Source organism: Amycolatopsis sp. NPDC024027 (assembly GCF_040638975.1).
Lineage (GTDB): Bacteria > Actinomycetota > Actinomycetes > Mycobacteriales > Pseudonocardiaceae > Amycolatopsis.
Window position 1 is genome coordinate 444,416 of record NZ_JBEZYY010000005.1, and the last position, 26,781, is coordinate 471,196.

Genomic DNA, 26,781 nt, shown 5'->3' on the forward strand with positions numbered 1-26,781 from the left:
ATCATATATTATTTACGATATGGTTCTCCAGCGGCCCGGCAAGATCATCGCGCTCCACCTCAACTACCGCTCCCGCGCCGCCCAGCGCGGCCGGGTGCCGGAGCAGCCGTCGTACTTCCTCAAGCCGCCGACTTCGGTCGCGGCGAGCGGCGCCGTGCTCGAGCGGCCGGCGGGCACCGAGCTGCTGGGCTTCGAAGGCGAGATCGCGCTGGTCATCGGCCGCACCGCCCGCCGCGTCGCCCCCGAAGACGGCTGGTCGTACGTCGGCGGCGTCACCGCGGCCAACGACTTCGGCGTCCACGACCTCCGCTACGCCGACCGGGGCAGCAACCTGCGCTCCAAGGGCGGCGACGGCTTCACCCCGCTCGGCCCGGTGGTCCTGCCGGCCGCCGGCCTCGATCCGGCCGCCCTGCGCCTGCGCACCTGGGTCAACGGCGAACTGGTCCAGGAGGACTCCAGTGGTGAACTGCTCTTCGGCTTCGGACGGCTGGTCGCCGACCTCTCGCAGCTGATCACCCTCGAACCCGGCGACGTCGTCCTGACCGGCACGCCCGCGGGCGCGTCGGTCGTCGTCCCCGGCGACGTCGTCGAAGTCGAAGTCGACGCGGGTGGGCAGACCACCGGCCGGCTGGTGACCACGATCGCCGGCGGGACCGTCCCGTTCGGACCGTACGGCGCGCTCCCCCGGGTCGACGAGCAGCAGCGCGCGGACGCCTACGGGACGACCGGACCGGCGTTCGAACTGACCGCGTCCCTGAAGGACCGGATCGAGTCCGTCGGTACCGCGACGTTGTCCGCCCAGCTGCGCAAACGCGGGTACGACGCGGTGTCGATCGACGGGCTGACCCCGACCCGGCCGGGCACCCGGCTGACCGGCCGCGCGCGGACGTTGCGGTTCCTGCCGTACCGCGAAGACCTGTTCGAGGCCCGCGGCGGCGGCTACAACGCGCAGAAGCGCGCGATCGACGCCCTCGGCCCCGGCGACGTCCTCGTCGTGGAAGCCCGCGGCGAACGCGGCGCCGGCACGGTCGGCGACATCCTCGCGCTGCGGGCGCAGGTGTGCGGCGCGGCCGGGATCGTCACCGACGGCGGCGTCCGCGACCTGGCCGCGGTGTCCGCTTTGGACATTCCCACCTACCACGCCGGGCCGCACCCGGCGGTGCTCGGCCGGCGGCACGTGCCGTGGGACACCGGCGTCGCGATCGCCTGCGGCGGCGCGGCGGTCTGCCCCGGTGACGTCATCGCCGGTGACGGCGACGGCGTGCTCGTCATCCCGCCGGACCTGGTCGAGGAGGTCGTCGACGCGGCGGTCGAGCAGGAGCGGGAGGAGACGTTCATCGCCGGGCAGGTCGCCGCGGGCGAGCGCGTCGAGGGGCTTTACCCGATGGACGAGCACTGGCGCGGGCGGTACGCCGCCTGGCTCGCGAACCGCCGCCGCTGACGCAGGAAGGAAGCCCCATGCGATTCCGCTCCGACCCCCAGGCCATCCGCGGGTCGATCGCGCCGCTGGTGACGCCGTTCACCGCCGAGGGCGCCGTCGACCACGGCGGCCTGGCGAACCTCGTGCGCTGGCAGCTCGCTTCGGGCACGCACGGCATCTCCGTCGGCGGGTCCACCGGCGAACCCGGCTCGCAGACGATCGCCGAGCGCGCGGAGGCCATCCGCACGGTGGCCGCGGAAGTCGGCGACCGCGTCCCCTTCGTCCCGGGCACGGGTTCGGCGAAGCTCGACGAGACCCTGGAACTGACGGCGCTGGCGCGGGACGCCGGGATCGACGCCGCGCTCGTCATCACGCCGTACTACGCGCGGCCGACGCAGGACGCGCTGTTCGTCTGGTACCGGACGGTCTGCCGGGAGGTCCCCGACCTGCCGATCGTCGCCTACAACGTGCCGAGCCGGACCGCGGTCGACCTCGCGCCGGAGACCGTCGCGCGACTGTTCCGCTCGTGCGGCAACTTCGTCGGGATCAAGGAGACGACGAAGGACTTCGAGCACTTCTCCCGCGTCCTGCACCTGTGCGGCCGGGAGCTGCTGGTGTGGTCCGGGATCGAGCTGCTCGGCCTGCCGCTGCTGGCCCTCGGCGGCGCCGGGTTCGTCAACGCGACGGCGAACATCGCGCCCGCCGCGTGCGCCGAGCTGTACACGGCCTGGCAGTCCGGCGACCACGAACGGGCACGGGAGCTCCACTACGGCCTGCACCCGCTGGTCGACCTGCTGTTCGTCGAGACCAACCCGGCGCCCGGGAAGTGGGTCCTCGAACAGCGCGGGCTCATCGCGTCCGGGCACGTGCGGCCGCCGCTGATTCCGCCGGCCGCGCGCGGCGTCGCCCGGATCACCGAGTTGATGACCGAAGGCGCGAAGTACCTGTCGCCCGCCGATGGCTTCGTCGTGGGAGGAAAGCGATGACCCACCACGTCCCGGACGGGCTGCCGGGCGAGCTGAAGCACTACATCGGCGGCGAGCCGGCCGGCAGCGTCTCGGGCAAGACGTTCGACGTGCTCGACCCGGTCTCGAACACCCCGTACGCCACCGCGGCCGCGGGCCAGGCCGAAGACGTCGATCGTGCGGTCGCGGCGGCGCGCACGGCGTTCACCGGCGGGCCGTGGCCGCGGCTGCCGCCGCGGGCGCGGGCGCGGGTCCTGAACAAGATCGCCGACGCCGTCGAGGCCCAGGACGCGCGGCTGGCCGAGCTGGAGACCTTCGACACCGGGCTGCCGATCACCCAGGCGCTCGGGCAGGCGCGACGCGCGGCCGAGAACTTCCGGTTCTTCGCCGACCTCGTCGTCGCGCAGGCGGACGACACCTACCAGGTACCGGGGCGGCAGGTGAACTACGTGCACCGCAAGCCGGTCGGCGTCGCCGGGCTGATCACGCCCTGGAACACGCCGTTCATGCTGGAGAGCTGGAAGCTCGCGCCGGCGCTGGCCTCGGGCTGCACGGTGGTGCTCAAGCCGGCCGAGTTCACCCCGCTGTCGGCGAGCCTGTGGGCCGGGATCTTCGACGGCGCCGGGCTGCCTCCGGGGGTGTTCAACCTGGTCAACGGCTACGGCGAGGAAGCGGGCGACGCGCTGGTCAAGCACCCGGACGTGCCGCTGATCTCGTTCACCGGCGAGACCACGACCGGCCGGACGATCTACCGCCACTGCGCGGCGCACCTCAAGGGCATGTCGATGGAGCTGGGCGGCAAGTCCCCGGCGATCGTCTTCGCCGACGCCGACCTCGACGCCGCCCTCGACTCGACGCTCTTCGGCGCGTTCTCGCTCAACGGCGAGCGGTGCACCGCGGGCAGCCGGATCCTGGTCGAGCGGCCGATCTACGAAGAGTTCTGCGCGCGGTACGCGGCCCGCGCGGCGAACATCGTCGTCGGCGACCCGCACGACCCGGCCACCGAGGTCGGGGCGCTGGTCCACCCCGAGCACCACGCCAAGGTGCTGCGGTACATCGAGCTGGGCAAGGCCGAAGGCCGCCTGCTCACCGGCGGCGGCCGTCCGCCCGGATCGGACCGCGGGAACTACGTGGCGCCCACCGTGTTCGCCGATGTTCCCCCCACCGCCCGGATCTTCCAGGAGGAGATCTTCGGGCCGGTCGTCGCGCTCACCCCGTTCGACACCGACGAGGAAGCACTGGCACTGGCCAACGACGTCCAGTACGGGCTGGCCGCCTACCTGTGGACGGCCGATTTGCAGCGGGCGCACACCTTTTCGCAGTCGGTCGAAGCCGGGATGGTCTGGCTGAACTCGCACAACGTCCGCGACCTGCGCACGCCGTTCGGCGGGATCAAGGCGTCCGGCCTCGGCCAGGAAGGCGGCTACCGCTCCCTCGACTTCTACACGCACCAGCAGGCCATCCACGTCTCGCTCGGGCCGGTGCACACGCCCCGCTTCGGTGCCGTCCGGAAAGGACAGTCGTGACCGCCACCCCGCCGGACGTCCTCCGCTGCGCGTACGCCGAGCTCGTGGTCACCGATCTGGCGGCGTCGCGGGCGTTCTACGTCGACGTGCTCGGGCTGGTCGTCACCCACGAAGACGCCGGCGCGCTGTACCTCCGGGCCTTCGAGGAGTACCTGCACCACTCGCTGGTGCTGCGGACGGGATCGACGCCGGCGCTGGGCGTGCTGGCCTACCGGGTGCGGAGTTCCGCCGACCTCGACCTGGCGGAGGCGTACTACCGCGCGCTCGGTTGCCGGGTCGAGCGGAGGGCGGCGGGCGCAACGCGGGGCGTCGGCGAAGCGGTGCGGGTGCTCGACCCGCTCGGCTTCCCGGTGGAGTTCTTCCACGAAGCCGAGCACGTCGAGCGGTTCACGCAGCGCTACGACCTCCACGGCGCCGGCGCACTGTCGCGATTGGACCACTTCAACCTCGGCACCCCGGACGTCCCGGCGGCCCGGAAGTACTACGAGGGCTTGGGTTTCCGCGTCTCGGAGGACATCCGGGACGCCGCGGGCACGGTGTACGCGGCCTGGATGTTCCGCAAGCCGACGGTCCACGACGTCGCCTTGACCGGCGGCGACGGCCCGCGGCTGCACCACATCGCGTTCGCCTCGCACGAGCGGCACCAGATCCTGCACATCTGCGACCACCTCGGCGCGCTGCGGACGCCCGGCGTGATCGAACGCGGACCCGGCCGGCACGGGGTGTCGAACGCGTTCTACCTGTACCTCCGCGACCCCGACGGGCACCGCGTCGAGATCTACACCCACGACTACTACACCGGCGACCCGGACAACCCGGTGATCACCTGGGACGTCCACGACAACCAGCGCCGCGACTGGTGGGGCAACCCGGTGGTACCGAGCTGGTACACCGAGGCGTCGCTCGTGCTGGACCTCGACGGCGCGGTCCAGCCGGTCGTCGAACGGGCCGAGCCGCGCGAAGCCGGCGTCACCGTCGGGGCGGACGGCTTCTCGTTCGCCGGCGGGGCCGAGTACAAGCTAGGCGAGCAGGTGTGAGAACCACTCGCGGGTGCGGTGCAGGAGGTCGAGCTGGTGACCGCGCTCGCGGAACGAGTGGCCCTCCCGCGGGTACACGACGAATTCGTGCTCGCGGTCGCCCAGGGCGTGGTGCAGGAGTTCGCCCTGCGAGAGCGGGACGTTCGTGTCGCATTCGCCGTGCACGATGAGGACGGGGGTCGCGATCCGGTCCGCGTAGGTGATCGGGCTGTTTTCCCGGCCACCGAGGGCGCGATCGAACCGGCCCCACTCCCCGGTCGCGGCGAGCAGGGGCCAGTCGATCACGCCCGCGGAGACGACGGCCGCCTTGAAGCGGTCGGTCCGGGTGACGGCCCAGGCGGCCATGAACCCGCCGTGGCTCCCGCCGCCGATCCCGAGCCGGTTCCCGTCGGCGACGCCCGCCTCGACGAGCAGGTCGATCCCGGTGAGCAGGTCGGTGAACTCCGCGCCGCCGACGGCCCCGGCGACGCTCGCCGCGAAAGCGTGACCGTGGCCGAGGCCGCCGCGCGGGTTCGGGAGGAACACCGCGAACCCGGCCGCGGCCAGGAACTGGCCCCACCGGAACCAGCCGACCTGGGCCTGGTCGGCGTAGCGGTCTTTCGGGCCGCCGTGGACGACGGTGACCAGCGGGAAGGGCCCGTCGGCGCGGGTCCGCCCGGGCGGGAGGACCAGCAGGCCGTCGAGCTCCAGGCCGTCTTCGGCGCGGTAGGACAGCCGTTCCTGGGTGCCCCACCGGATTCCGCTCAGCTGCGGCTCACTCAGCCGGGTGAACGGGCCGCCGGGCGGTCCGCAGTAGACGGCCTCGGGCTCGGTGGCGGTGCTCGCGACGACGGCGATCCGGCCGCCGCTCGCGTTCAGGTGCTGCAGGGCGCCGGTCGCGCCGTGGAGTTCGGTGAAGGTGCCGGTGGCGGGTTCGAGGCGCCGGATCGCCGTGTCGAGCCCTTCGGCGAACAAGGCCAGCAGTGCGCCGTCACCGGACTCGGCCAGGCCGATCGGGCAGACGCTCATCCCGGCGGTGAGGTTGCGGTGATCACCGGCTTCGAAGATGGCGTCGCCGCCGACCAGACCGGGCGGCGTGATGCCGAGGTAGGCCAAGCGCCAGCCGGTTTCGTCGTGCCACCAGGTGAGCGACTCGGCCTCCAGCGCCGGGACACCGAGATCCTGCCGGGCACCGGTGGCGGGATCGACCAGGTGCAGGCCGGGTTCGAAGATGCCGGGCTCCCGGTCGGCGACGGACCAGGTGACCACGGCGACGGTGGCGCCATCCGGCCGCACGGCGGCTTCGACGACGTGCCGCGGGCCGAAGTCGCCGAGGGGGCGGACCGCGCGGGTCCGGAGGTCGAGGAACCAGAGCCGGCCGGACGGGTCGGCGGTGTCCCAAGCGGGCGGTCCGGCATCGGTTCGCCGCACCGCCCGGACGCGGGGATCGGCCGCCGCTGCCTTCTCTTCCGGCGCGACGAACACCACCGCATCGCCGTCCGGCATCAGCACGTAGGTCCCGAGCCCCGCGCCCCAGTCCGTCAGCTGCTCCGGCTCGCCGCCCTCCCGGCCGGCCCGGTACAGCTGCGCCGTCCCGCGTTCTGCCCGGTCGGAAAGGAAGTACACCGACCCGGAATCCGCCGACCACCGCGGCTCCTGGTCCTCCGTGTCACCGGCCGAGAGCTGCCGAGGTGGCTCACTCCCGTCCGCGGCGGCGACCCACAGGCCGCTCACCGGATGCGTCCCCGCCCGGCCGACCGGCGAACTCGCGAACACCACCCACCGGCCGTCCGGCGAGATCCGGGGCGTCTGCGGCACCATCCGGTCGACCACGGCTTCCGCCGTCAGTTCCCCCATACCGCCAGTCTGCCGTAAGAAAGTCACCCACGGCCAGTCACTGCCGGCACCATCGCCAGTAACCGCTCGTGGTCGCCCGCCTCGCGCAGGACCGGGGCCTCCAGCGTGCCGGCGTCCGGGTCGCCCGCGCGGACCGCCGCCAGGAACCGGACCACCGCGCGGGGGTCCGGGAGGACTTCGCGCCCCAGGTAGGCCAGCACCGTCGCCGCCTCGCCGGTGGCGTCTTCGATCGCCGCCGCCCAGCCGTGCACCTCGTCCCAGACCAGGGCCAGGTCGTGGCCGGGGAAGCGGGACAAGCGCCAGTCGAGGGCGATGTAGGCCGCCGCGGGCGTTCCCGCGTCGAGCGTGCAGGATTCCCAGCCCACGCCCACGGCCCGGGCCACTGCACCCACGTATCCCTGCAACCCCCGCTCGAACGAGAACTCCGTGTCGCGCCCGAAGTCGATCAGAATGCTCAACGCCGCCTCGCTTTCCCGTCCCCGCCGCGGGATCATCCGCGGTCGCCCGATCGGGTACCCCGGTCACGCGCTGCTCAATCCCGGCGTACCGGACAGCCTGCGTCGTCTATCCGGCGACAATTCACTTGTCATCGTTCCGATGACATGTTAGAACCGGGGTACCCGAAGAGAAAGGCGATCCACCCCGTGACCGCATCGATCGAACTGCCGACCGGTTACCAGCACCCCGCCGTCCCCACCCTGCTCGGTTACCTCCGCGAAGTCACCGCCGAGCTAGGGATCGGCCTCGAGTCCTGCACCCTCGACCACGACAGCCCGGTTTCGGCCTACGTCGCCCTGGACACCCGGCTGCCGCACTACCCCGACCGTGACGTCGCCCTGCTGTGGGACGAGGAACGCGGCTGGGCGGCGGCGATCGAGACGCACTCCGGCGAGGACCTGATCGTCCTGCGCTACCTGGGCGGACCCACCGTGGCCCCGTCGCCGCGGCGGGTCGCGCGGTTCGTCACCGCCCTGCACGAAGACGACCACACCGTGGGACGGCCCGACCCGGTGCGCCTCCGGACCGCGGGCGACGCCGCCGCGCTCGCCGCGCTGCTGCGCCGGCCGGCCGTGGCCCGATGACGGCGCCGCTGCCCCTGCCGGAGAGCTTCGCGCTGACGTTCCGCGGCTACGACCGCGCGCAGGTCGACGAGCGGATCGACGAGCTACTCGCCGAACTCCGCCTGCTCACCGTCGATCGCGACGCGGCCGTCGCCGAGGCCGGCCACCTCGCGCGGCAGCTCGAACGGGCCCGGGCCGACCACGCCGAGCTGAGCGCCCGCGCCGACCGGCTGTGCCGCACGCCCGCCGACCCGGCCGCGGTCGGCGACCGCGTCCGGCACCTGCTCGACCTGGCGCACGCCGAAGCCGACGGGATCGTCACGACGGCCCGGGAGCGCGCCGCCGCGATCGTCCGGGCCGCGGAAGAGGCCGCGGAACGACGCACCGCCGACGCCCGCGCGCACGCCTACCGGATCGTCGACGACGCCCGGCGCCGGGCCGACCGGCTGGCCGCGATCGAGCGGCGCACCGACGACCGGCTGCGGCGGATCGACGCCTTCCTCGCCGACGCGGAATCGCTCCTCGACGAGCAAACCCCGCTGCGCGCCGTCGCCTGACCGGTGGCCGCGACGCCGTGAATGACTCATTCACCTCTTCCGGAGACAGGAATGAGTCATTCACGACGTTCGGTGCGCCACCGGGGCCTTCCGTGAGGCAGGATCAGAGGTGTGACCATCGATCAGGCCGGGGTGCCCGAGGCCCGTCCGGGCCCGGCATTCCCGGAGCACGAAGCCCGCGTCGACGCCCTGAGACAGCAGCTCAGCGCGATCAGCGGCGAAACCACCATCCGCCTGGCGAAACGGACCTCGAACCTCTTCCGCTCCCGCACGGCGGCGAACCACCCCGGGCTCGACGTCTCCGGGTTCGGCCACGTCCTGCGCGTCGACCCGGGCACCCGCACCGCCGACGTCGAGGGCATGGTCACCTACGAGCAGCTCGTCGACGCCACGCTGCCGCACGGCCTGATGCCGCTGGTCGTGCCGCAGCTGAAGACGATCACCCTCGGCGGCGCGGTGACCGGGCTCGGCATCGAGTCCTCGTCGTTCCGCAACGGCATGCCGCACGAGTCGGTGCTGGAGCTCGAGGTGCTCACCGGCGACGGCAAGATCGTCGTCGCCACGCCGGACAACGAACACCGCGCCCTCTTCCACGGCTTCCCCAACTCCTACGGCACCCTCGGCTACGCGCTGCGGCTGCGGATCCTCCTGGAGCCGGTGAAGCCGTTCGTGCGGCTGCGGCACGTCCGCCACCACGACCGCGGGAAGTTCTTCGAGGCGCTCGGCGAGATCTGCGCGAAGAGCGAACACGACGGCGAGCACGTCGATTTCGTCGACGGCACGGTCTTCGGCCCGGACGAGCTGTACCTGACGCTCGGGACGTTCACCGACACCGCGCCCGCGACGAGCGACTACACCTGGCTCGACATCTACTACCGCTCGATCCAGCGCCGCGAGACCGACCATCTCACCATCCGGGACTACCTCTGGCGCTGGGACACCGACTGGTTCTGGTGCTCGCGGGCGTTCGGCGTCCAGCACCGGCTGCCCCGGCTGCTGCTCGGCCGCCGGCTCCTGCGGTCTTCGGTGTACTGGAAGGCCGTCGCGCTCGACCGCCGGTTCCGGATCGCCGAGCGGCTGCTGAAACTCCGGCGGCTGCCGCCGGAAGAGACGATCGTCCAGGACATCGAGGTCCCGCTCGGCCGGGCCGCGGAGTTCCTCGAGTTCTTCGAGCGGGAGATCCCGATCAGCCCGGTCTGGATCTGCCCGCTGCGCCAGCGGCCCGGCGGGGTCCGCTGGCCGCTGTACGAACTGGACCCCGAAGAGCTGTACGTCAACTTCGGGTTCTGGTCGTCGGTGCCCCTCGACCCCGGCGAGCGCGACGGCGTGCACAACCGGATGGTCGAAGCCGAGGTCACCCGGCTCGGCGGCCACAAGTCGCTGTACTCGGACAGTTTCTACACCGAGGACGAGTTCTGGCGGCTCTACAACGGCGACGCCTACCGGGAGCTCAAGCGGACCTACGACCCGCGCGAGCGACTGCTCGGCCTCTACGAAAAATGCGTCCGCCGCCGGTGAAAGGAACGAACGTGACCCAGGAAACCATCACCGTCGGCGCCGTCTTCGAGCGGCTGCTCGGACCGCGCGCCGAGGTCTCGATCACCGCCTACGACGGCAGCCGCAGCGGCCCGGCCGACGCGCCGGTGGGCATCGAGGTGCGCTCGCCGCTGGCGCTGGACTACCTGATGTCCTCCCCCGGCGACCTCGGCCTCGCCCGCGCGTACGTCGCCGGCGCGCTCGACGTCAAGGGCGACCTCTACACGGCGCTGCGCGCGCTGGCCACACAGGTCGACCAGCTCACCCCGGCCGACCGGCTGTGGCTGCTGCGCAAGCTCGGCCCGCGCCACCTGCGGGTGGTCAAGCCGCCCGCCGAGGAGCACCCGAGCCGGTTCCGGCGCGGGATGACCGCCCTGCGGCACTCGAAAGCGCGGGACAGCGAGGCCATCGCCAGCCACTACGACGTGTCCAACCGGTTCTACGAGCTGGTCCTCGGCCCGTCGATGGCCTACACGTGCGCGGTGTTCCCGCACGAGGGCGCCACCCTGGAGGAGGCGCAGGCGAACAAGTTCGACCTGATCTGCCGGAAGCTCGGTCTCAAGCCGGGTATGCGGCTGCTCGACGTCGGCTGCGGCTGGGGCGGCATGGTCGCGCACGCCGTCCGCCACTACGGCGTCGAGGCCATCGGCGTCACCCTGTCCCGCGAGCAGGCCCAGTGGGGGCAGAAGAACATCGTCGCGCTCGGGATCGCCGACCGCGCCGAGATCCGGCACCTCGACTACCGGGACGTCACCGAAACCGGGTTCGACGCGATCTCGTCGATCGGCCTGACCGAGCACATCGGCGCGCGCAACGTGCCGGGGTACTTCCGCTTCCTGGCCGAAAAGCTCAAGCCGCACGGACGCCTGCTCAACCACTGCATCACCAACCCGGACACCAGCGTCGCCCACCGGTCGCGGGGCTTCATCGACCGCTACGTCTTCCCGGACGGCGAGCTCGAGGCGCCGGGCGAGCTCATGACCGCCATGCACGACGCCGGACTGGAGGTGCGGCACTCGGAGAACCTGCGCGAGCACTACGCCACGACGCTGGCCGGGTGGTGCGCCAACCTCGACGAACACTGGGACGAAGCCGTCGCCGAAGCCGGTGCCGGGCGCAGCCGGGTGTGGGCGCTCTACCTGGCGGCCTGCCGGCTGGCCTTCGAACGCCGCGAGATCGAACTGCACCACATCCTGGGCGTCCGGACCGACCGCGAGGGCGGGATGAGCATGCCGCTGCGACCCGATTGGGGAGTTTGACCACCGGGGGTGGCCTCCGCGCTCCGGCAATGGAAGAATGACCTCGAGACCGGGTGTCCGAACGGGGCGTCCAGGCTCACTACAAAGAGTAGGTATTGGTATGGCTCAGGGCAGTGTCAAGTGGTTCAACGGCGAAAAGGGCTTCGGCTTCATCGCGCAGGACGGCGGGGGCCCGGACGTGTTCGTCCACTACTCCGAGATCCAGGGCAGCGGCTTCAAGTCGCTTGACGAGGGTCAGCGCGTGGAGTTCGAAATCGGCCAGGGCCAGAAGGGCCCGCAGGCCCAGCGCGTCAGCGTCATCTGAGCCACGAGGCATCCTGAAGGCCCTCGCCCCTCCCAGGGGCGGGGGCCTTACTCGTGCCCGGCCACACTGCGGATTCACAACGTTCCGGTAACGTGGGAGAGGTCGAGAGCACCCCCATACGCCGGCGTCCGGCCGGTCTCACTCTCGCACCGTGGCCTCGAGGCCGATCGCCGGCAGGAGCGGCGACCCGCCCGGGCACTCCAGACCGCTGACCGCCGGGTGTTCCTGCCCCCGGCCTTCCGCGCCCGGCCAGGTCCGGCGCGGCGTAGACCTCGAATCGAGTAGTGCATGACCGCCTCTGTGAAGGCTGCCCCGCCGGCCCCGAAACCCGTGCTCTCCGGCAAGCAGACGATCCCCGAGCTCATCACCATCCGCACGTTCCTGCTGGTCCCGTTCCTCGCGCTGGCCGTCGCCGTCCCGGTGTTCTGGGGGTGGGGCGTCAGCTGGCTCGACCTCACGATCGGGGGCGCGTTCTTCGTGGTCTCGACACTCGGGGTCACCGTCGGCTACCACCGGTACTTCACCCACGGCTCGTTCCGCGCGAAGCGGGCCCTGCGGATCGCGCTGGCCGTCGCCGGCGGCCTCGCGGCACAGGGCCCGGTGATCGGCTGGGTCGCCGACCACCGCCGGCACCACGCCTTCTCCGACCGCGAGGGCGACCCGCACTCGCCGTGGCTGTTCGGGACGTCCCCGGTGGCGCTGGCCCGCGGCTTCTGGCACGCGCACATGGGCTGGCTCTTCGGCCGCGACAAGACCAACGTCGACCGGTTCGCCCCGGACCTGGCCGCCGACCGCGACCTGCGCGTCGTCGACCGGCTCTTCCCGCTGTGGGTGGTGGTGAGCCTGCTGCTCCCGCCGCTGCTCGGGGGGCTGATCACGCTGTCGTGGTGGGGCGCGCTGACCGCGTTCCTCTGGGCCGGCCTGGCCCGGATCTCCTTCCAGCACCACGTGACGTGGTCGGTGAACTCGATCTGCCACATGATCGGCGAACGCCCGTTCACCAGCCGCGACCGCTCGGCGAACTTCTGGCCGCTGGCCATCCTGTCGATGGGCGAGTCCTGGCACAACACCCACCACGCCGACCCGACCTCGGCCCGCCACGGCGCGCAGCGCGGGCAGATCGACATCTCCGCGCGGGTGATCTGGGTGTTCGAGAAGCTCGGCTGGGCGTGGAACGTCCGCTGGCCGACGGCGAAGCGGCTCGCGGCCCTGGCCCGCTGAACCGCTGACGAAAGCGGCCGAAAGTCCTTGCCGCCGCCGTCGCGCCGGGTGATCTTGGAGCGATGGACACGGTCGCGCTGACCTTCGACGACGGCCCGTACCCCGAGACGACGCCGGCGCTGCTGGCCGCGCTCGGCGGCACGCGGGCGACGTTCTTCCTGTGGGGCGAGCACGCCGCGGCGCACCCGGACCTCGTCCGGGCGATCGCCGCGGCGGGCCACGCGATCGGCAACCACACGTGGACCCACCCGCAGCTGACCACGTTGTCCCCGGCCGCCCGCGACCAGGAGGTCCGGCGCACGCAGGACCTCCTGACCCGGCTGACCGGGCTCCGGCCCGCCCTGTTCCGGCCGCCCTACGGCGACACGGACGCCTCGGTCGCCCAGGTGCTGGCGGCCCACGGGCTCACCGAGGTGCTGTGGAGCGTCGACACCCGCGACTGGGCGGGCTGTTCCGCGGACGAGATCGTCACCGCGGCCAGGAAGGTGCAGCCGGGCGGCGTCGTGCTGATGCACGAAGGCCGCCCGGCCACCCTCGACGCGGTCCCCCGCATCCTCGCCGCGCTCACCGCGCGCGGGCTGCGACCCGGTCCGGTCCCCGTCCGCTGAGCACGGGCTTCGGACGTCGCGAATGACTCATTCGGGACCTCTGGCGTCCCGAATGAGTCATTCGCGGCATCGGCGACAGCCGCGGCTCAGGGGTTGAGGGCGAAGTACGCCGGCTTCGGACGCAGGTTCTCGTCGAAGAGGCAGGCCGCCCCTTCACCCGGGAAGACGTCCGGGACCCACGAGTGCCGGTCCGTGAAACCCCAGGTCGTGAACTCGACACACGTGCGGACGGCGTGGCAGCCGTCCCACAACTGCCCGAAGTAGCTCGCCTGGGTGGCGAGCTTGGCCGCGTCCGGCGGGGTCGGAATCCGGACGTCCGCCTCGGTGACCGCGGTCTCCACGCCGATCCTGGCGAACCGGGCCAGGTTCTCGCGGTACTGACCCGGGAACCCGTACTGGATCGACAGGTGCCCCTGGATGCCGACCCCGTCGATCGGCACGCCCTGCCGACGCAGCGTCTTCACCAGGTCGTACACCGCGTCGCTCTTCGGGTTGATCCCTTCGATGTTGTAGTCGTTGATGTACAGCTTCGCGTGCGGGTCGGCCGCGTGCGCCCAGCGGAAGACGTCGGCGACGAAGCCGTCGCCGAGCTTCTGCCGGAAGACCGTGTCACGCCGGGTGCCGTCCTCGTTGAAGAGCTCGTTGACGACGTCCCAGGCCCGGATCTTTCCCTTGTACCGCTTGACTTCCGTGGTGATGTGGTCACGCAGGACCCGGCGGAGCTCGTCGGCGGGCAGCGCGCCGACCCAGTCCGGGAGCTGGGAGTGCCAGACCAGCGTGTGGCCGCGGACGGTCTTGTGGTGTTGCCGGGCGTACGCGACGATCGCGTCCGCACCGGACCAGTCGTACTGACCGCGCACGGCTTCGACCGTGCCCCACTTCATCTCGTTCTCGGGCGTCACGTTGTCGAATTCCCGCGTGAGCACCGCCCGGTAATCGGTTTCCGAAGCCAGGTACGCCGCCGCCACCGCACTGCCGACGTAACGGTTCGTGGTGTATTGCAGTGGAACCGACGCGGATGCCGCAGGTGCCTGCCAAACGGCAATACCCAGCGTGGCCACGACCGCCATCAGGACACGTTTCTTAGGAATTCTTCCCGACATCTTCATCCTCCGCGAGGCAATGGTTCTCCGAAACTTTCCAACAGTTTCAAATCAGGTTTCGATGACCTAGAATCTCCTTCATGACAACGAAGTCTGACGAGCTCGAGCCGACCGAGACCCGGGTGACCATCGCCCGGATCGCCGCCGAGACCGGTGTCTCCGTCCCGACAGTTTCGAAAGTGTTGAACGGCCGTCCGGACGTCGCGGAGAGTACCCGCGCCCGCGTCGAAGCGGTCATCGGGAAATACGGGTACCGGCGCCGCGCGGACGAACGTTCCCGCCGTTCCCGGCTCCTGGAACTGATGTTCCACGAACTCGAAAGCACGTGGGCACTGGAAATCATCCGCGGGGTCGAGTGCGTCGCCCGCGAAAACGGAATGGCGGTGGTGCTGGCGGAATCGTCGGGCCGGCACACGCCCGGGCAGAGCTGGCTGGAGAGCGTCCTCGCCCGGCGGCCGGTCGGCATCGTTTCGGTGTGCTCGGACTTCACCGGCGGGCAGCTGGCGAAGCTCCGGGCCCGGGACATCCCGCTGGTCGTCGTCGACCCGGCCGGTGCGCCGGGACCGGAGACGCCCTCGATCGGGGCCACGAACTGGCAGGGCGGCCTGACCGCCACCCGGCACCTCGTGGAGCTGGGCCACCGCCGGATCGCGATGATCGGCGGTCCGGAGGGAGTGCTGTGCAGCCGGGCCCGGATCGACGGGTACCGCACGGCGCTGGAGACGGCCGGGCTGGCGTTCGACCCGGCCCTGGTGCGCCGCGGCGACTTCCACGTCCGGGCCGGCTACCGGGAACTGGCTTCACTGCTCACCCTCCCCGACCGGCCGACGGCGGTCTTCGCCGGCAGTGACCTGCAGGCACTCGGCGTGTACGAGGCGGCCCGCGACGCGGGGCTGCGCATCCCGGACGACCTTTCGGTGGTGGGCTTCGACGACCTGCCGATCGCCCGCTGGCTGACCCCGGAGCTGACCACGGTCCGCCAGCCGCTGCAGGAGATGGCGGCGGCCGGTGCCCGGCTGGCGATTTCGCTGGCCCGCGGGGTCGATCCGGAGAGCCACCGCCTGGAGCTGGCGACGAGCCTGGTGGTCCGCCACAGCACGGCGGCCCCGGCTCACCGGGGTTACCGGGTGCTGACCGGCTGAGCTAGGAAGGACGGATCGGGGCTGATCAACGGCCGGCGGGCGCGGCGCCGGCGGTCGATCAGCGGCTTCCGCGCCCCGGAATTGTCGGTACCCACCGGTAGAGTGGAAAACGGGGGGCGCCCCCGGCGGGCGGCCGTTCCGCAGCCTTTCCCGCCGGCCTGGACCCTTCGCGTCTCTCACCACGGCCACCGGGTGCTCTCCGGCGGGCCCAGGTAACTCGCCCGCAACCCACCGGTGTCGATCACCAGCTTCTGCACGATCACCGCCGGGTCGACCATCCAGAACTTCAGCACGTGCGGCCCCGCCGCCCCGATCACGTGGCGCGTCGCCGTCAGGTTCACGTTGTCCGACGTCGTCCGCTCCCACTGGCGGTTCATGGACGTGTCGTCCGCTCCCGTCGCCGTCGTGATGTTCACGACCTGCGGGTCCGCGTCGTCGAACGACACCGCGTACCGCAACCCGTCGCCGGCCAGCACGTTGCTGCGCGGGGACAAGTACGCCCACACCGTCACCGGCCCGGTCGTGAACAGCGTCATCCGGTACTCCAGGCGCGGCCCCGTTCCCGGTGCGCGGCTCGCCGCCGTCACCGGGAACGGGGTCATCCCCGCCCCGGTCCGTCCGATGTCCGGGATGCGCCGCCACCCGGCGTCCGCCGTGCCGACGTTCGCGCTGCAGTGCTCGGCTTCCATCGACACGTACCCGCCGGCCTCGACGAAACCGCGTCGCCACGGCGGCGGCAGCTCCGGGTTGCGGACCACCGCGTCCACCGCCACCGAAGCGCCCGCGCCCGACACCGTGATCGGGACCGTCGTGGTGCCCTTCGGGGCCCGGGACCAGTCGATCCGGACGGTCATCCGCAGCTCCTCGGTCACCCGGCCGCCGCGCGGCTCGACGAGCACCCACGGCGCTCCGGCGGAGACCGTGCAGCGGAACGGTTCCCGGCCGCGGTTGAAGACGTCGACGTACTGCGGCGGCGCGCTCTGATGGGGACTGAACTCCGGCAGCACCGGCCGTCCCGCGGCGCCGGGCCACGCGTCCGGGGAACCGTCGACGGCGACACCCAGCGACGCCGCGGCCGGCAACTCGAGGCGTTTCACCGCCGGGAAGATCACGTCCGGCAGCGCGACGTTGTCCTTCTCCGGCTGCTGCCAGGGCGCGTTCGGGCCGTAGCGGGCGACGTCGCCGTAGTCGATGTGCGGCTGGGTCTGGAAGCCCTTCCACTTGCCGCCCGCGATGCCGGTGTTGTACTTCTCCGCCAGCGCCAGGTCGTCGGCGAACCGGGCCTCGGTGACGGCGGCGAGCGCGTTCGCCGAAGCCCGGCCCTGCGCCGCGTACAGCAGGTTCGTGAACTCGGCGCGCCGCAGCGCGTACAGGTTCGCCGTCGCCTGGGTCGCGTACTGGACCAGCTCGTAGAAGGCGTCTTGGAAGGCCTTCGGCAGCCGCGCGCCGATCTTCGACGCCCGCGCCGCGAGATCGTGCCACTCGTCGGTGACCCGGTCCAGCTCGCGGTAGTTGACCAGGCTGAACGGCGTCAGCTGGTCGTCGTAGGTGATCGTCCCGGCGGCGTCCACCGTGATCCGCCGGTTGAGCAGCTCCGGCTTGCGGCGGGACTGCAGGCGCCCGTAGTCGTGGAGCACCCCGGCGATGTCCGCCGCCAGGGCCGCCCCGAAGTTCGTCCCGGCGAACTGACGCTCCCAAGTGGACAGTTTCTCGACCGGGAGCGCCGCGGGGTCCCAGGCGTAGTCGAGGAAGAACTGCAGTGGCAGCTCGTTGCCCTTCATGTCCCCGACGTTGGCCACCCACAGCCGGTCGTTGCCGTAGGCGAAGGCCTGGTGCAGCTGCTCCCACGTGTTGGCGAGCAGCGCGGTGTCGACCCACTTGTAGTTGCGGCCGCCGCCGACGTAGTCGAAGTGGTAGTAGAGCCCGTACCCGCCGGGGTGCGGGGGCAGGGACAGGTCGGGCATCTTGCGGATGTTGCCCCAGTTGTCGTCGGTGAACACCACGATGACGTCGTCCGGCGGGCGCAGGCCCTTCGCCCAGTACCGCTGGACTTCCTTGTACAGCGTCCAGACCTGCGGCACGGTGGTCAGGTCCCGGCCGGTCTCGCGGGCGAGGATCTCCCGTTCGGTGGCGATGATCTCGCGCATCAGCTCGATGCCGTCGCCGTCGGGCAGGCCGACGTCGCCGTTGCCGCGCATGCCGAGCGTGACGACGCCCTCGAAGTCCTCGCGGACCATCCGGCGGATCCCGTCGGTCCAGTAGGCCTTGATCGCCTCGCCGTTGCGGCGGAAGCTCCACTCCCCCGTGCCGCCGTACGGGTCGTGCCCCGGGGTCGTGATGTTCCCGGCCGCGTCGCGGACCGCGGGGACCGCGTGCCGGTTCCACTCCTCGATCCCGCGCATCATGGGCGCCTCGTGCGAGGTGCCCATGACGATGCCGTACTCCTTGGCCGTCGCGTGGTTGAGCGGGTCGTCCTCGGCGAACGCGCGTCCCCACACCGCCGGCCAGAGGTAGTTGGCCCGCAGTCGCAGCATGGTCTCGAAGACCTTCGCGAAGAACAGGTGGTTGAAGCCGTTCGGGAAGCCGGGCGCCTGGCCCGGGCCGAAGAAGGCCGGGGCCCAGGTGCCGAGCGCCGGGTTCTCGTCGTTGATGAAGAACCCGCGGTACTTCACGTGCGGGGTACCGAGGCTGAACCGCTCGCGCGGCAGGTGCAGCTCCGCTTGCCGGAGCGGCGGCACGTCCGCCCACCAGTACCAGGGCGAGACGCCGATGCGCCGGGAGACCTCGTAGACGCCGTAGATCACGCCGCGCTGGTCACTGCCGGTGAGCACCAGGCGGCCGTCGACGACCTGGCTCAGCGACGTCTCCCACTTCCCCGCGATCCCGGTGACGTCGAGCTTCCCGGCCGCGACCAGCCCGTCCACCAGCGGGCTGTGGCCCAGGGTGCCGACCACGACGACCGGGCCGTGCGCGGGGACGACGTCGAACGACACCGCGGGCCGCACCCCGGTGACGCGTTCGACGTCGGCGGCCAGGTCGCCGACGACCCGGCGGACGCCGGGGAAGTCAGCCGACCCGACGACGATCGTCGCGGCCTTTCCCCGCGACACCAGCGGAAACCCGGTCCCGGCTTCGGCGAGTCCCGGGAGGGCCATGGACCCCGCCCCGGCCAGCGCGAGCAGGTGCAGGAAGGCACGACGGTGTACCTCGGACGGCACGGGAGACCTCCTGAGTCAGCCCTTGACGGATCCGGTCAGCCCGCCGACGATGCGCCGTTCGGCGAGCACGAAGAACGCGAGCGCGGGGATCGCCGACAACGCGGTGAACGCGAGCACCCGGGCGGTGTCCTGGGAGTACGCGGACTGGAACATCGCGACGCCGAGCGGGAGCGTGAAGTGCGCGGAGTCGTTGAACACCAGCAGCGGCAGCAGGTAGGTGTTCCAGCTGGTGACGAAGGCGAGCACGGCGACCGTGGTCAACGCCGGCGTCGAGAGCGGCAGCAGGATGCGCCAGAAGAAGCCGATCCTGGTGGCGCCGTCGAGCACCGCCGCGTCCTCGATCTCGCCGGGGATCGCGTGCATGAACGGCCGGAGGATCACGATCGTCACCGGCAGCGAGAACGCCGCCTCCGGGATCGCCACGCCCCAGAAGCTCTCGAGCAGGCCCAGCTGCCGCAGCCACAGGTACAGCGGCAGCGTCGCGACCCCGATCGGGAACAGCAGGCCGAGCGTGAACAGCGTGTAGAACGCCTCCCGGCCCTTGAACTGGTAGCGCGACAGCGCGTACCCGGCCATCGAGCCGAGCCCGACGGCGAGCGCCGTGGCGATCACCGCGATCAGCGCGCTGTTGCCGAGGAAGGTCCAGAACGCGCTCGAACCGAGCACCAAGGCGTAGTTGTCGAACACCCACGGCCCCGGCATCCCGGCCGGGTCGGTGTTGATCTGCGCGTTGGTGCGGAACCCGCCCAGCGCGACGAACAGCAGCGGCACGACGGTCACACCGACCACCACGATCGCCGCGAGGTAGCCCATCGACAGGCCGAACTTGCCGGAGCGCATCAGCCCACCATCCTGGTCAGGGCCCCCTGGGTGTCGCGGCGCAGCGCGAACCGCTGGTACAGCAGGGCGAACACGAAGCAGATGACGAACAGGATCACCGCCACCGCGGAGCCGAACCCGAACTCGTAGCGCTTGAAGCCGTGGTCGATCAGGTAGGTCGCCATCGTCGTCGACGCGTTCGCCGGGCCGCCCTGCGTCATGATCCAGACGACGTCGAACAGCTGGAGCGAGCCGATCACCGACAGGAAGATCCAGATCCGGATGGTCGGCCCGAGCAGCGGCAGCACCACGTGCCGGGTGGTCTGCCACGCCGAGGCACCGTCGAGCGCCGCGGCTTCGCGCAGTTCGGCGGGCACTCCCTGGAGCCCGGCGAGCAGCAGGATGATGCCGAAGCCGATGTACTTCCAGGTGATCACCGCGAACATCGTGTACAGCACGATGCCCGGGTCGGCCAGCCAGTTGTGGACCAGCCCGCCGAGCCCGGCCCCCCGGAGCGTCTGGTCGGCGAACCCGTTCGGCTGCAGCATGAGCGCCCAGATCACCGCGGTGATCGCTTCGGAGAGCACGTACGGCGCGAACACCAGGGCACGCAGCACCGCGCGGCCACGCAGCTTCCGGTTGAGCAGCAGCGCCAGCCCGATCGACAGCGGCAGCTGCACCACGATCGACAACCCGGCGATGATCAGGTTGTGGACGATGGCGCTCTGGAACACCGTGCCGTCGAAGGCATCGGCGTAGTTCTTGAACCCGACGAAGTCGTCGAGCGGGCCGAACCCCTTCCAGTTGAAGACGCTGTAGAAGGCCGCGATCCCGATCGGCACCAGGACGAACCCGGTGAACAGCAGCAGGGCGGGCCCGAGCAGCAGCGCCAGCTCCAGCCGCTTGCGCCGGCCGGGCCGGCGCTTGCGGGCGGTGACCGCCGGTGCGGACGGCTTCGCGGCCGTCCGCACCGGGGTCGTGGCCGTGGTCACTTGTTGCCCGCCGCGGCCTGGTTGACGGCCGTCACGATGCCTTCGGGGGTGCCCTGGCCGGCGAACATGTTGGCCACCGCGTCGTTCAGCGCGGCGCCGACCGCCGTCGGGAACGCCCGGTCGAAGTACATCTGCAGGTACGGCGCCTTCGTGCCGTATTCGTAGACCTGCCGGAGCGTGTCGGTCTTCAGCGACTTCGCGGCGACGGTGTTGACCGGCAGGCCCGCGCCCTGCGCGGCCAGCTGCGTCTGCACCGGCTCGCTGCCCAGGTACTGCAGGAAGTCCGCACACGCCTTCGACGCACGGGTGGTGCAGGCGAACCCGTCACCGCCGCCGAGCACGGCGTTCGGGTCGCCCTGACCACCCGCGACGGACGGGAACGCGAACCAGCCGACCTTCGAGTCCAGGTCCTTGTCCTCGGTCAGCGACGACATCGTGCCGGGCTCCCAGTCGCCCTGCAGCTCCATCGCGGCCTTGCCGTTGGCGACCAGGCCGGCGGAGCTGCCCGCGCCCTGCTGGGCGGGCGTGCCGGCGAACCCGGTCTGGAACGGCTCGGTGGCCAGGAAGTTCTTGAGGTCCTGACCCGCCTTCGTCCAGCACGGGTCCTCGAGCTTGACCGCCTTCACCGACTTCTTGAGCACGTCGACCGAGCATTCCCGGACGGCGAAGTAGTTGAAGTAGAAGGCATCCGGCCAGCGGTCCTTGCCGCCGACCGAGATCGCCGCGATGCCCTTGGCCTTCAGCGCCGTGACAGCGGTGTTCAGCTCGTCCATGGTCTTCGGCGGGGTGGTGATCCCCGCCTGCTGGAAGAGGTCCTTGCGATACCAGAAGCCGACGAAGTGCTGTTCGAACGGCACCCCGTACTGCTTGCCGTCGACCTGCCAGTTCTCGCCGAACTTGCCGGTGGTCTGGGTGATCCACGACTTCGTGAAGTCGGTGATGTCGGCGACCTTGCCCGAGGTCAGCTGGGAAGCCAGGTCACCGGCGCCCCAGGACTGGTAGATGTCCGGCGGCTCGGCCGACTGCAGGGCGAGGGGCACCTTCGTGCTGAAGTCCTCGTTCTGCAGCGGCTGGGCCTTGATCGTGACGTCGCCGTGCGCCTGGTGGTAGTCGGCGACGACCTTCTCCCAGATCGACTTGATCGGATCGGTGGTGCCGTTGTGCCACCAGGTCAAGGTGACCGGGCCGCTCGGCTGCGCGGGGGTATCGCTCCCCCCGCTGCACGCGGCGAGCGCGAGCGGGACGACGGCCGCCAACGCGGCGAGAACGGTGTTCCGGCGTTTCACAAACATTGTGGGTCCACTCCTGACGACTTCGGCCGAGTTGGACGGGGCGGCACTGCGCCCGGGTTGGCGAAGAGTCTGCTCCCGGGACAAATGCGATGTCAATCGTTGTCGATAACGTTTTCTATGGCTAGTCTGAGCCGATGCAGCCCAGTTCCAGGGTGACCATCCGTGACGTCGCCGCCCGGGCCGGCGTCTCGGTGGCCACGGTTTCGAAGGTGATCAACGAGCGCTACGGCGTCTCCGCCGCGACGCTCGCGCGAGTCCGCGCCGTGATCGACGAGCTCGGCTACGAAGCGAGCCTGGTGGCGCAGAGCCTGAGAAACCACCGGACGAACGTCATCGGCATCCTGGTCGCCGACCTCGAACCGTTCTCGACCGAGCTGCTCAAGGGCGCGGCGGACGCCATCCGCGGCAGTGGCTTCGAACTCGTCGTCTACTCCGCGGGCGGGCGCACCGGAGATCCGCTGGGCTGGGAGAAGCGCTACCTCTCCCGGCTGAGCGGCACCCTCGTCGACGGAGCCGTGCTGGTCACCCCCACCGTTTCCCTGGAAGTCGTGCCGGGCACGCCGGTCGTCGCCGTCGACCCGCACACCGGGCCGTCGCACCTGCCGACGATCGACTCCGACAACCTGCGCGGCGCGCAGCTGGCCACCGAGCACCTCCTCGACCTGGGGCACCGGCGGATCGCGTTCCTCGCCGGCCGGCCGGACCTGCAGTCGGCCGAGCTGCGGAAGACGGGGTACCTGCGGGCGTTGACGGCCGCGGGCATCACGCCGGACGAAGACCTGATCCGGATCGGCGCCTACGACCCGGAGGTCTCCGCGGCCTCGGCGCACGCGCTGCTGACCGGGCCGGACCGGCCGACCGCGGTGTTCGCCGCGAACGACATCTCGGCCATCGCCACCGTGGGCGCGGCCCGCGAGCTCGGGCTCGCCGTGCCCGACGACCTTTCGGTGGTGGGCTTCGACAACGTGCCCGAGTCGGCGCTCTGCAGCCCGCCACTGACCACAGTGGACCAGCCGATCCGCGAGATGGGCCACCGGGCCATCCGCATGCTCATCGCGCTGATCAACGGCGACGACGTCGAACGCACCCACGTCACGCTCGACACCGGCCTGGTCGTGCGGCGCTCGACCCGCGCCCTCCCCTGAACCGGTTCCTCCTCCTCACTCCTCCCCAGACGAAGGGCGGAAAGCCTTGACCACGCAGCCCACCACGGCCGGAGAGCCGTGGCGCGACCCCGCGGCCGACCCGGGCGAACGCGTCCGGGCCCTGATGGCCCGGATGACCCTGCGCGAGAAGCTCGCCCAGCTCTACGGGGTCTGGGTGGGCATCGACTCCGGCGGCGAAATGGCGCCGCACCAGCACGAATTCGTCGACTCGGCGGTCGACTTCGACGAACTGGTCCGCCACGGCATCGGGCAGCTGACCCGCGCGTTCGGCACCCGGCCGGTCGACCCGGTGATCGGGGCGCACAGCCTCGCGCGCACCCAGCGGCAGATCGTCGCCAGCGGCCGGTTCGGGATTCCCGCGGTGGTGCACGAGGAGTGCCTGACCGGGCTGGCCGCGTGGCAGGCGACGATCTACCCGGCGCCGCTGTCGTGGGGCGCCACCTTCGACCCGGACCTGGTGCACCGGATGGCGGCGCGGATCGGGCGGACCATGCGCGACCTGGGCGTGCACCAGGGTCTCGCGCCGGTCCTCGACGTGGCCCGCGACCTGCGCTGGGGACGGGTCGAGGAAACCATCGGCGAAGACCCCTACCTGGTCGGGACGATCGGCAGCGCATACGTCGCCGGCCTCGAGTCGGCGGGTGTGGTCGCGACCCTCAAGCACTTCGTCGGCTACTCCGCCTCCCGCGCCGGGCGCAACCTGGCGCCGGTTTCGGCGGGCCCGCGGGAGATCGCCGACGTCCTGCTTCCGCCGTTCGAGCATGCGCTGCGCGCGGGCGCCCGGTCGGTGATGAACACCTACACCGACGTCGACGGCGTACCGGGCGCCGCCGACCCGGACCTGCTGACGGAGCTGCTGCGGGACACCTACGGGTTCACCGGCACGGTCGTGTCCGACTACTTCTCCGTGGCGTTCCTGCACCGGCTGCACGGCGTCGCGGCCGACCGCGCCGACGCGGCCCGCCAGGCGCTCACCGCGGGCATCGACGTCGAGCTGCCGACCATGGACTGCTACGGCGAGCCGTTGCTCGCCGCGGTGGAAGAGGGCGCGGTCGAGGTCGCCGCCGTCGACCGCGCCCTCGAACGCGTGCTGCGCCAGAAGTGCGAGCTGGGGCTGCTCGACGCGGACTGGGCGCCCGAGGTCCCCGAGGAGATCGACCTCGACGACGCCGAGTCGCGGGCACTGGCGCGCGAGGTGGCCGAACGCTCGATCGTGCTGCTGCACAACGACGGCGCGCTCCCGCTCTCCCCCGGTACCCGCGTCGCCGTGGTGGGACCGCGCGCGGACACACCCGGCGCGATGCTCGGCTGCTACTCCTTCCCGCTGCACGTCGGCGTCCACCACCCCGACGTCCCGTTCGGCGTCTCGGTGCCGACCCTGCTCGAGGCGCTGAGCTCGACCTACGACACGGCCTACGCCCTGGGCTGCCCGGTCACGGGCGGGGACGACGACGGGATCGCGCAGGCCGTGGCGGCCTGCGAAGAGGCGTCGGTGTGCGTGGCCGTGCTGGGCGACCGGGCCGGGCTGTTCGGCGGCGGAACGTCCGGTGAAGGCTGCGACGCGGCCGACCTGCGGCTGCCGGGCCGCCAGGAGGAACTCCTCGACGCGCTGCTGGACACGGGCAAGCCCGTGGTGCTCGTCCTGCTCTCGGGACGGCCGTACGAGCTGTCCCGCCAGCTCCCGCGGCTGGCCGCGGTCGTCTGCGGGTTCTACCCCGGCGAAGAGGGGGCCGCGGCGCTGGCCGGCGTCCTCAGTGGACGGATCAACCCGGCCGGCCGGCTGCCGGTGAGCTTCCCGGCGGCCGGGGCGAGCCAGCCGTCGACCTACCTGGCCGCGCCGCTCGGCCGGCGCAGCGAGGTGTCCACAGTGGATCCTTCGCCGCTGTTCCCGTTCGGGCACGGGCTGTCCTACGCGCCGGCGACCTGGCTGGACGTCAGCGCGACGGGCTCGCTCTGGCCGACCGACGGCGTCTGCCGGGTGCGGGTGACCCTGCGCAACGACCACGATCGCGAGGCTTCCGAAGTCGTGCAGGTCTACCTCCACGACCCGGTGGCCGAGGTGGCCCGGCCGGAGCGCCAGCTCATCGCGGCCCGCCGGGTTTCCCTGCCCCCGGGCGAAACCTGCGTCCTGGAGATCGGCCTGCACGCGGACCTGACCTCCTACACCGGCCGCGCGCGGCACCGCCAGGTCGACCCCGGCGACGTCGAGCTGCGGGTGGGCACTTCGAGTGAACAGATCGTCGCGACCCTGCACTGCACGCTGACCGGGCCCCGCCGCGTCGTCGGCGCCGACCGGGTCCTGACCCCGGAGTTCTCGTTATGAGACGCCCTCTGGTGATCTTCTTCCTGGCCGTGCTGACCGTGCTCTTCGTGGGCGCGTCCGGCCGTCCCGCGCCCTCGCACTGGGTGGCGACGTGGACGTCGATGCCCCAGCTGACCGAGCCGGGCAACATGCCGCCGGCACCCTTCACCGGCACCGACCGGGTGCTCGACGACGCGTCCCTGCGCGAGACGGCGCAGGTGACCGTCGGCGGCCCGCGGATCCGGCTCCGGTTCTCCAACGCCTTCGGCGGGGCCCCGCTGCCGCTGACCGCGGTGTCGGTGGCGCGCCCGGCTTCCGGAGCGGCCGGCGTCTCCGCCGTGGTCCCGGGCAGCGTTCTCCCGGTGACGTTCCACGGCAAGCCGTCGACGACGGTCCCGCAGGGCGCCCAGGTCGTGTCCGACCCGCTGCCCTTCCCGGTGCGTTCCCTGGAGAACATCGCGGTGACGGCGTACCTGGCGCACGGCCAGGCCTCGACGTCGATCACCTCGCACCCGGGCTCGCGCACGACGTCGTACCTGCTGTCCGGCAACCACGTCTCCGACCTCGAACTGCCCGGCGCGACCCCGGTCGACCACTGGTACTTCCTCAGCGGCATCGAGGTGCTGTCCCCGGCGTCCGCGGTGGCGGTGATCGGCGACTCCATCTCCGACGGCCGCGGCTCGACGACGAACGGGAACGACCGCTGGCCGAACGTGCTGGCTTCGCGCCTGCACGGCGTGGCGGTGGTGAACGAGGCGGCGGGCGGCAACCGCGTCCTGCAGGACGGCCTCGGCCCGAACGTGCTGGCCCGCCTGGACCGCGATCTGCTGTCCACGAGCGGGGTTTCGTGGGCGATCGTGTTCGAGGGCGTCAACGACATCGGCACGGCCACCCCGGCGGCCGCGCCGGACGTGGCGGCGCAGCTGATCGACGCGTACGACCAGATCCTGGCCCGCGCCCACGCGCAGGACATCCGGGTGTACGGCGCGACGATCACCCCGTTCGGCGGCAACACCGCCTACGACGACCCGGCCCGGGAAGAAGCCCGGCAGCAGGTGAACGCGTGGATCCGCCGGCCGGGCCACTTCGACGCGCTGCTGGACTTCGACAAGGTGGCCCGCGACCCGGCGGCCCCGTCCCGGCTGCTGCCCGCCTACGACGTCGGCGACCACCTGCACCTGAACCCGGCGGGGTACCAGGCACTCGGCTCGAGCGTTCCTCCCGGCCTTTTCCGGAACGACGGCTAGAAATGGTCAAGCGCCGAAAAGACGACAATTCCCGGCCGTGATTTCCGCCGGGTAGTCACTGATCGCCGAACCCGGCCTGACGGACGGTGATCAGCCCGGCGAGCGCCGGATATCTGTTGGGACACAAGCGAGTCTCGATGACAGGGGGCCCGTGACGCACGTCACGGGCC

At 71.5% G+C, this 26,781-nt stretch carries 22 protein-coding genes; 15 read left to right on the top strand and 7 right to left on the bottom strand.

Annotation, left to right across the window (positions count from 1 at the left end):
• Positions 1-19 precede the first annotated feature (19 nt).
• From AB0F52_RS16350 to hpaD, 4 genes are read left to right on the top strand one after another with little or no spacing between them, the layout of a single operon-like run.
• On the top strand, positions 20-1,441 hold the full coding sequence (locus AB0F52_RS16350; protein WP_360170685.1) for a fumarylacetoacetate hydrolase family protein: 1,422 nt from the start codon (positions 20-22) through the stop codon (positions 1,439-1,441).
• 17 nt (positions 1,442-1,458) lie between these two features.
• A complete protein-coding gene (gene dapA / locus AB0F52_RS16355; protein WP_360170688.1) occupies positions 1,459-2,406 on the top strand; it encodes a 4-hydroxy-tetrahydrodipicolinate synthase in 948 nt (315 codons plus the stop codon).
• Entirely contained in the window at positions 2,403-3,911 is a 1,509-nt protein-coding gene (gene hpaE, locus AB0F52_RS16360) for a 5-carboxymethyl-2-hydroxymuconate semialdehyde dehydrogenase (protein WP_360170691.1), read from the top strand. Before dapA ends, hpaE begins: the two co-directional genes overlap by 4 nt.
• The gene (gene hpaD, locus AB0F52_RS16365) at positions 3,908-4,948 is read left to right on the top strand and encodes a 3,4-dihydroxyphenylacetate 2,3-dioxygenase (RefSeq protein ID WP_360170694.1); all 1,041 of its coding nucleotides are present in this window, start codon (positions 3,908-3,910) and stop codon (positions 4,946-4,948) included. Before hpaE ends, hpaD begins: the two co-directional genes overlap by 4 nt.
• Here the strand turns inward: hpaD and AB0F52_RS16370 are convergent.
• Positions 4,931-6,784, bottom strand: coding sequence for a prolyl oligopeptidase family serine peptidase (locus tag AB0F52_RS16370; protein ID WP_360170697.1), 1,854 nt, complete (start codon positions 6,782-6,784; stop codon positions 4,931-4,933). The two genes, hpaD and AB0F52_RS16370, sit on opposite strands and share 18 nt — an antisense overlap.
• A 23-nt stretch (positions 6,785-6,807) precedes the next feature.
• A complete protein-coding gene (locus AB0F52_RS16375; RefSeq protein ID WP_360170700.1) occupies positions 6,808-7,242 on the bottom strand; it encodes a DUF6292 family protein in 435 nt (144 codons plus the stop codon).
• A 186-nt stretch (positions 7,243-7,428) separates the two neighbouring features.
• Here AB0F52_RS16375 and AB0F52_RS16380 point away from each other — a divergent pair, with 186 nt between their 5' ends.
• From AB0F52_RS16380 to AB0F52_RS16410, 7 genes are all read left to right on the top strand, one after another.
• Complete coding sequence (locus tag AB0F52_RS16380) at positions 7,429-7,866, top strand: DUF6292 family protein (RefSeq protein WP_360170703.1); 438 nt, start codon at positions 7,429-7,431, stop codon at positions 7,864-7,866.
• Positions 7,863-8,402, top strand: a complete 540-nt coding sequence (locus tag AB0F52_RS16385) for a hypothetical protein (protein ID WP_360170706.1) — start codon at positions 7,863-7,865, stop codon at positions 8,400-8,402. The genes AB0F52_RS16380 and AB0F52_RS16385 overlap by 4 nt, the downstream gene beginning before the upstream one ends.
• Positions 8,403-8,513: 111 nt before the next feature.
• Positions 8,514-9,920, top strand: a complete 1,407-nt coding sequence (locus tag AB0F52_RS16390; RefSeq protein ID WP_360170709.1) for an FAD-binding oxidoreductase — start codon at positions 8,514-8,516, stop codon at positions 9,918-9,920.
• Positions 9,921-9,931: 11 nt separating this feature from the next.
• Positions 9,932-11,197 carry a class I SAM-dependent methyltransferase gene (locus tag AB0F52_RS16395; protein ID WP_360170712.1) on the top strand — a complete coding sequence of 422 codons (1,266 nt, stop codon included), beginning with the start codon at positions 9,932-9,934 and terminating at the stop codon, positions 11,195-11,197.
• Positions 11,198-11,297: 100 nt separating this feature from the next.
• Positions 11,298-11,501, top strand: coding sequence for a cold-shock protein (locus tag AB0F52_RS16400; protein WP_004558414.1), 204 nt, complete (start codon positions 11,298-11,300; stop codon positions 11,499-11,501).
• Positions 11,502-11,789: 288 nt separating this feature from the next.
• Positions 11,790-12,722: an acyl-CoA desaturase gene (locus AB0F52_RS16405; protein WP_360170716.1), complete on the top strand. Its 933-nt coding sequence runs from the start codon at positions 11,790-11,792 to the stop codon at positions 12,720-12,722.
• Between the two features lie 62 nt (positions 12,723-12,784).
• A complete protein-coding gene (locus AB0F52_RS16410) occupies positions 12,785-13,330 on the top strand; it encodes a polysaccharide deacetylase family protein (RefSeq protein ID WP_360170719.1) in 546 nt (181 codons plus the stop codon).
• An 86-nt stretch (positions 13,331-13,416) separates the two neighbouring features.
• On the opposite strand, the gene AB0F52_RS16415 is transcribed toward AB0F52_RS16410, so the two are convergent.
• Positions 13,417-14,400, bottom strand: a complete 984-nt coding sequence (locus tag AB0F52_RS16415; RefSeq protein ID WP_360170722.1) for an endo-1,4-beta-xylanase — start codon at positions 14,398-14,400, stop codon at positions 13,417-13,419.
• A 113-nt stretch (positions 14,401-14,513) separates the two neighbouring features.
• Here AB0F52_RS16415 and AB0F52_RS16420 point away from each other — a divergent pair, with 113 nt between their 5' ends.
• Entirely contained in the window at positions 14,514-15,575 is a 1,062-nt protein-coding gene (locus tag AB0F52_RS16420) for a LacI family DNA-binding transcriptional regulator (protein ID WP_360170725.1), read from the top strand.
• A gap of 176 nt (positions 15,576-15,751) precedes the next feature.
• Here AB0F52_RS16420 and AB0F52_RS16425 read toward each other — a convergent pair whose 3' ends face one another.
• The 4 genes from AB0F52_RS16425 to AB0F52_RS16440 are packed head-to-tail and all read right to left on the bottom strand — an operon-like array spanning position 15,752 to position 21,896.
• Entirely contained in the window at positions 15,752-18,793 is a 3,042-nt protein-coding gene (locus AB0F52_RS16425; protein WP_360170728.1) for a glycosyl hydrolase 115 family protein, read from the bottom strand.
• Between the two features lie 15 nt (positions 18,794-18,808).
• Entirely contained in the window at positions 18,809-19,633 is an 825-nt protein-coding gene (locus AB0F52_RS16430) for a carbohydrate ABC transporter permease (RefSeq protein ID WP_360170731.1), read from the bottom strand.
• Positions 19,633-20,604 (bottom strand): sugar ABC transporter permease, encoded by a 972-nt coding sequence (locus tag AB0F52_RS16435; RefSeq protein ID WP_285991569.1) that lies wholly within the window; start codon positions 20,602-20,604, stop codon positions 19,633-19,635. Before AB0F52_RS16435 ends, AB0F52_RS16430 begins: the two co-directional genes overlap by 1 nt.
• Complete coding sequence (locus tag AB0F52_RS16440; RefSeq protein WP_360170735.1) at positions 20,601-21,896, bottom strand: extracellular solute-binding protein; 1,296 nt, start codon at positions 21,894-21,896, stop codon at positions 20,601-20,603. The genes AB0F52_RS16435 and AB0F52_RS16440 overlap by 4 nt, the downstream gene beginning before the upstream one ends.
• A 152-nt stretch (positions 21,897-22,048) precedes the next feature.
• Here AB0F52_RS16440 and AB0F52_RS16445 point away from each other — a divergent pair, with 152 nt between their 5' ends.
• The 3 genes from AB0F52_RS16445 to AB0F52_RS16455 are packed head-to-tail and all read left to right on the top strand — an operon-like array spanning position 22,049 to position 26,611.
• Positions 22,049-23,041 carry a LacI family DNA-binding transcriptional regulator gene (locus tag AB0F52_RS16445; RefSeq protein WP_360170738.1) on the top strand — a complete coding sequence of 331 codons (993 nt, stop codon included), beginning with the start codon at positions 22,049-22,051 and terminating at the stop codon, positions 23,039-23,041.
• A gap of 46 nt (positions 23,042-23,087) precedes the next feature.
• Positions 23,088-25,385 carry a glycoside hydrolase family 3 N-terminal domain-containing protein gene (locus AB0F52_RS16450; RefSeq protein ID WP_360170741.1) on the top strand — a complete coding sequence of 766 codons (2,298 nt, stop codon included), beginning with the start codon at positions 23,088-23,090 and terminating at the stop codon, positions 25,383-25,385.
• Entirely contained in the window at positions 25,382-26,611 is a 1,230-nt protein-coding gene (locus tag AB0F52_RS16455; protein ID WP_360170744.1) for an SGNH/GDSL hydrolase family protein, read from the top strand. Before AB0F52_RS16450 ends, AB0F52_RS16455 begins: the two co-directional genes overlap by 4 nt.
• Positions 26,612-26,781 lie beyond the last annotated feature (170 nt).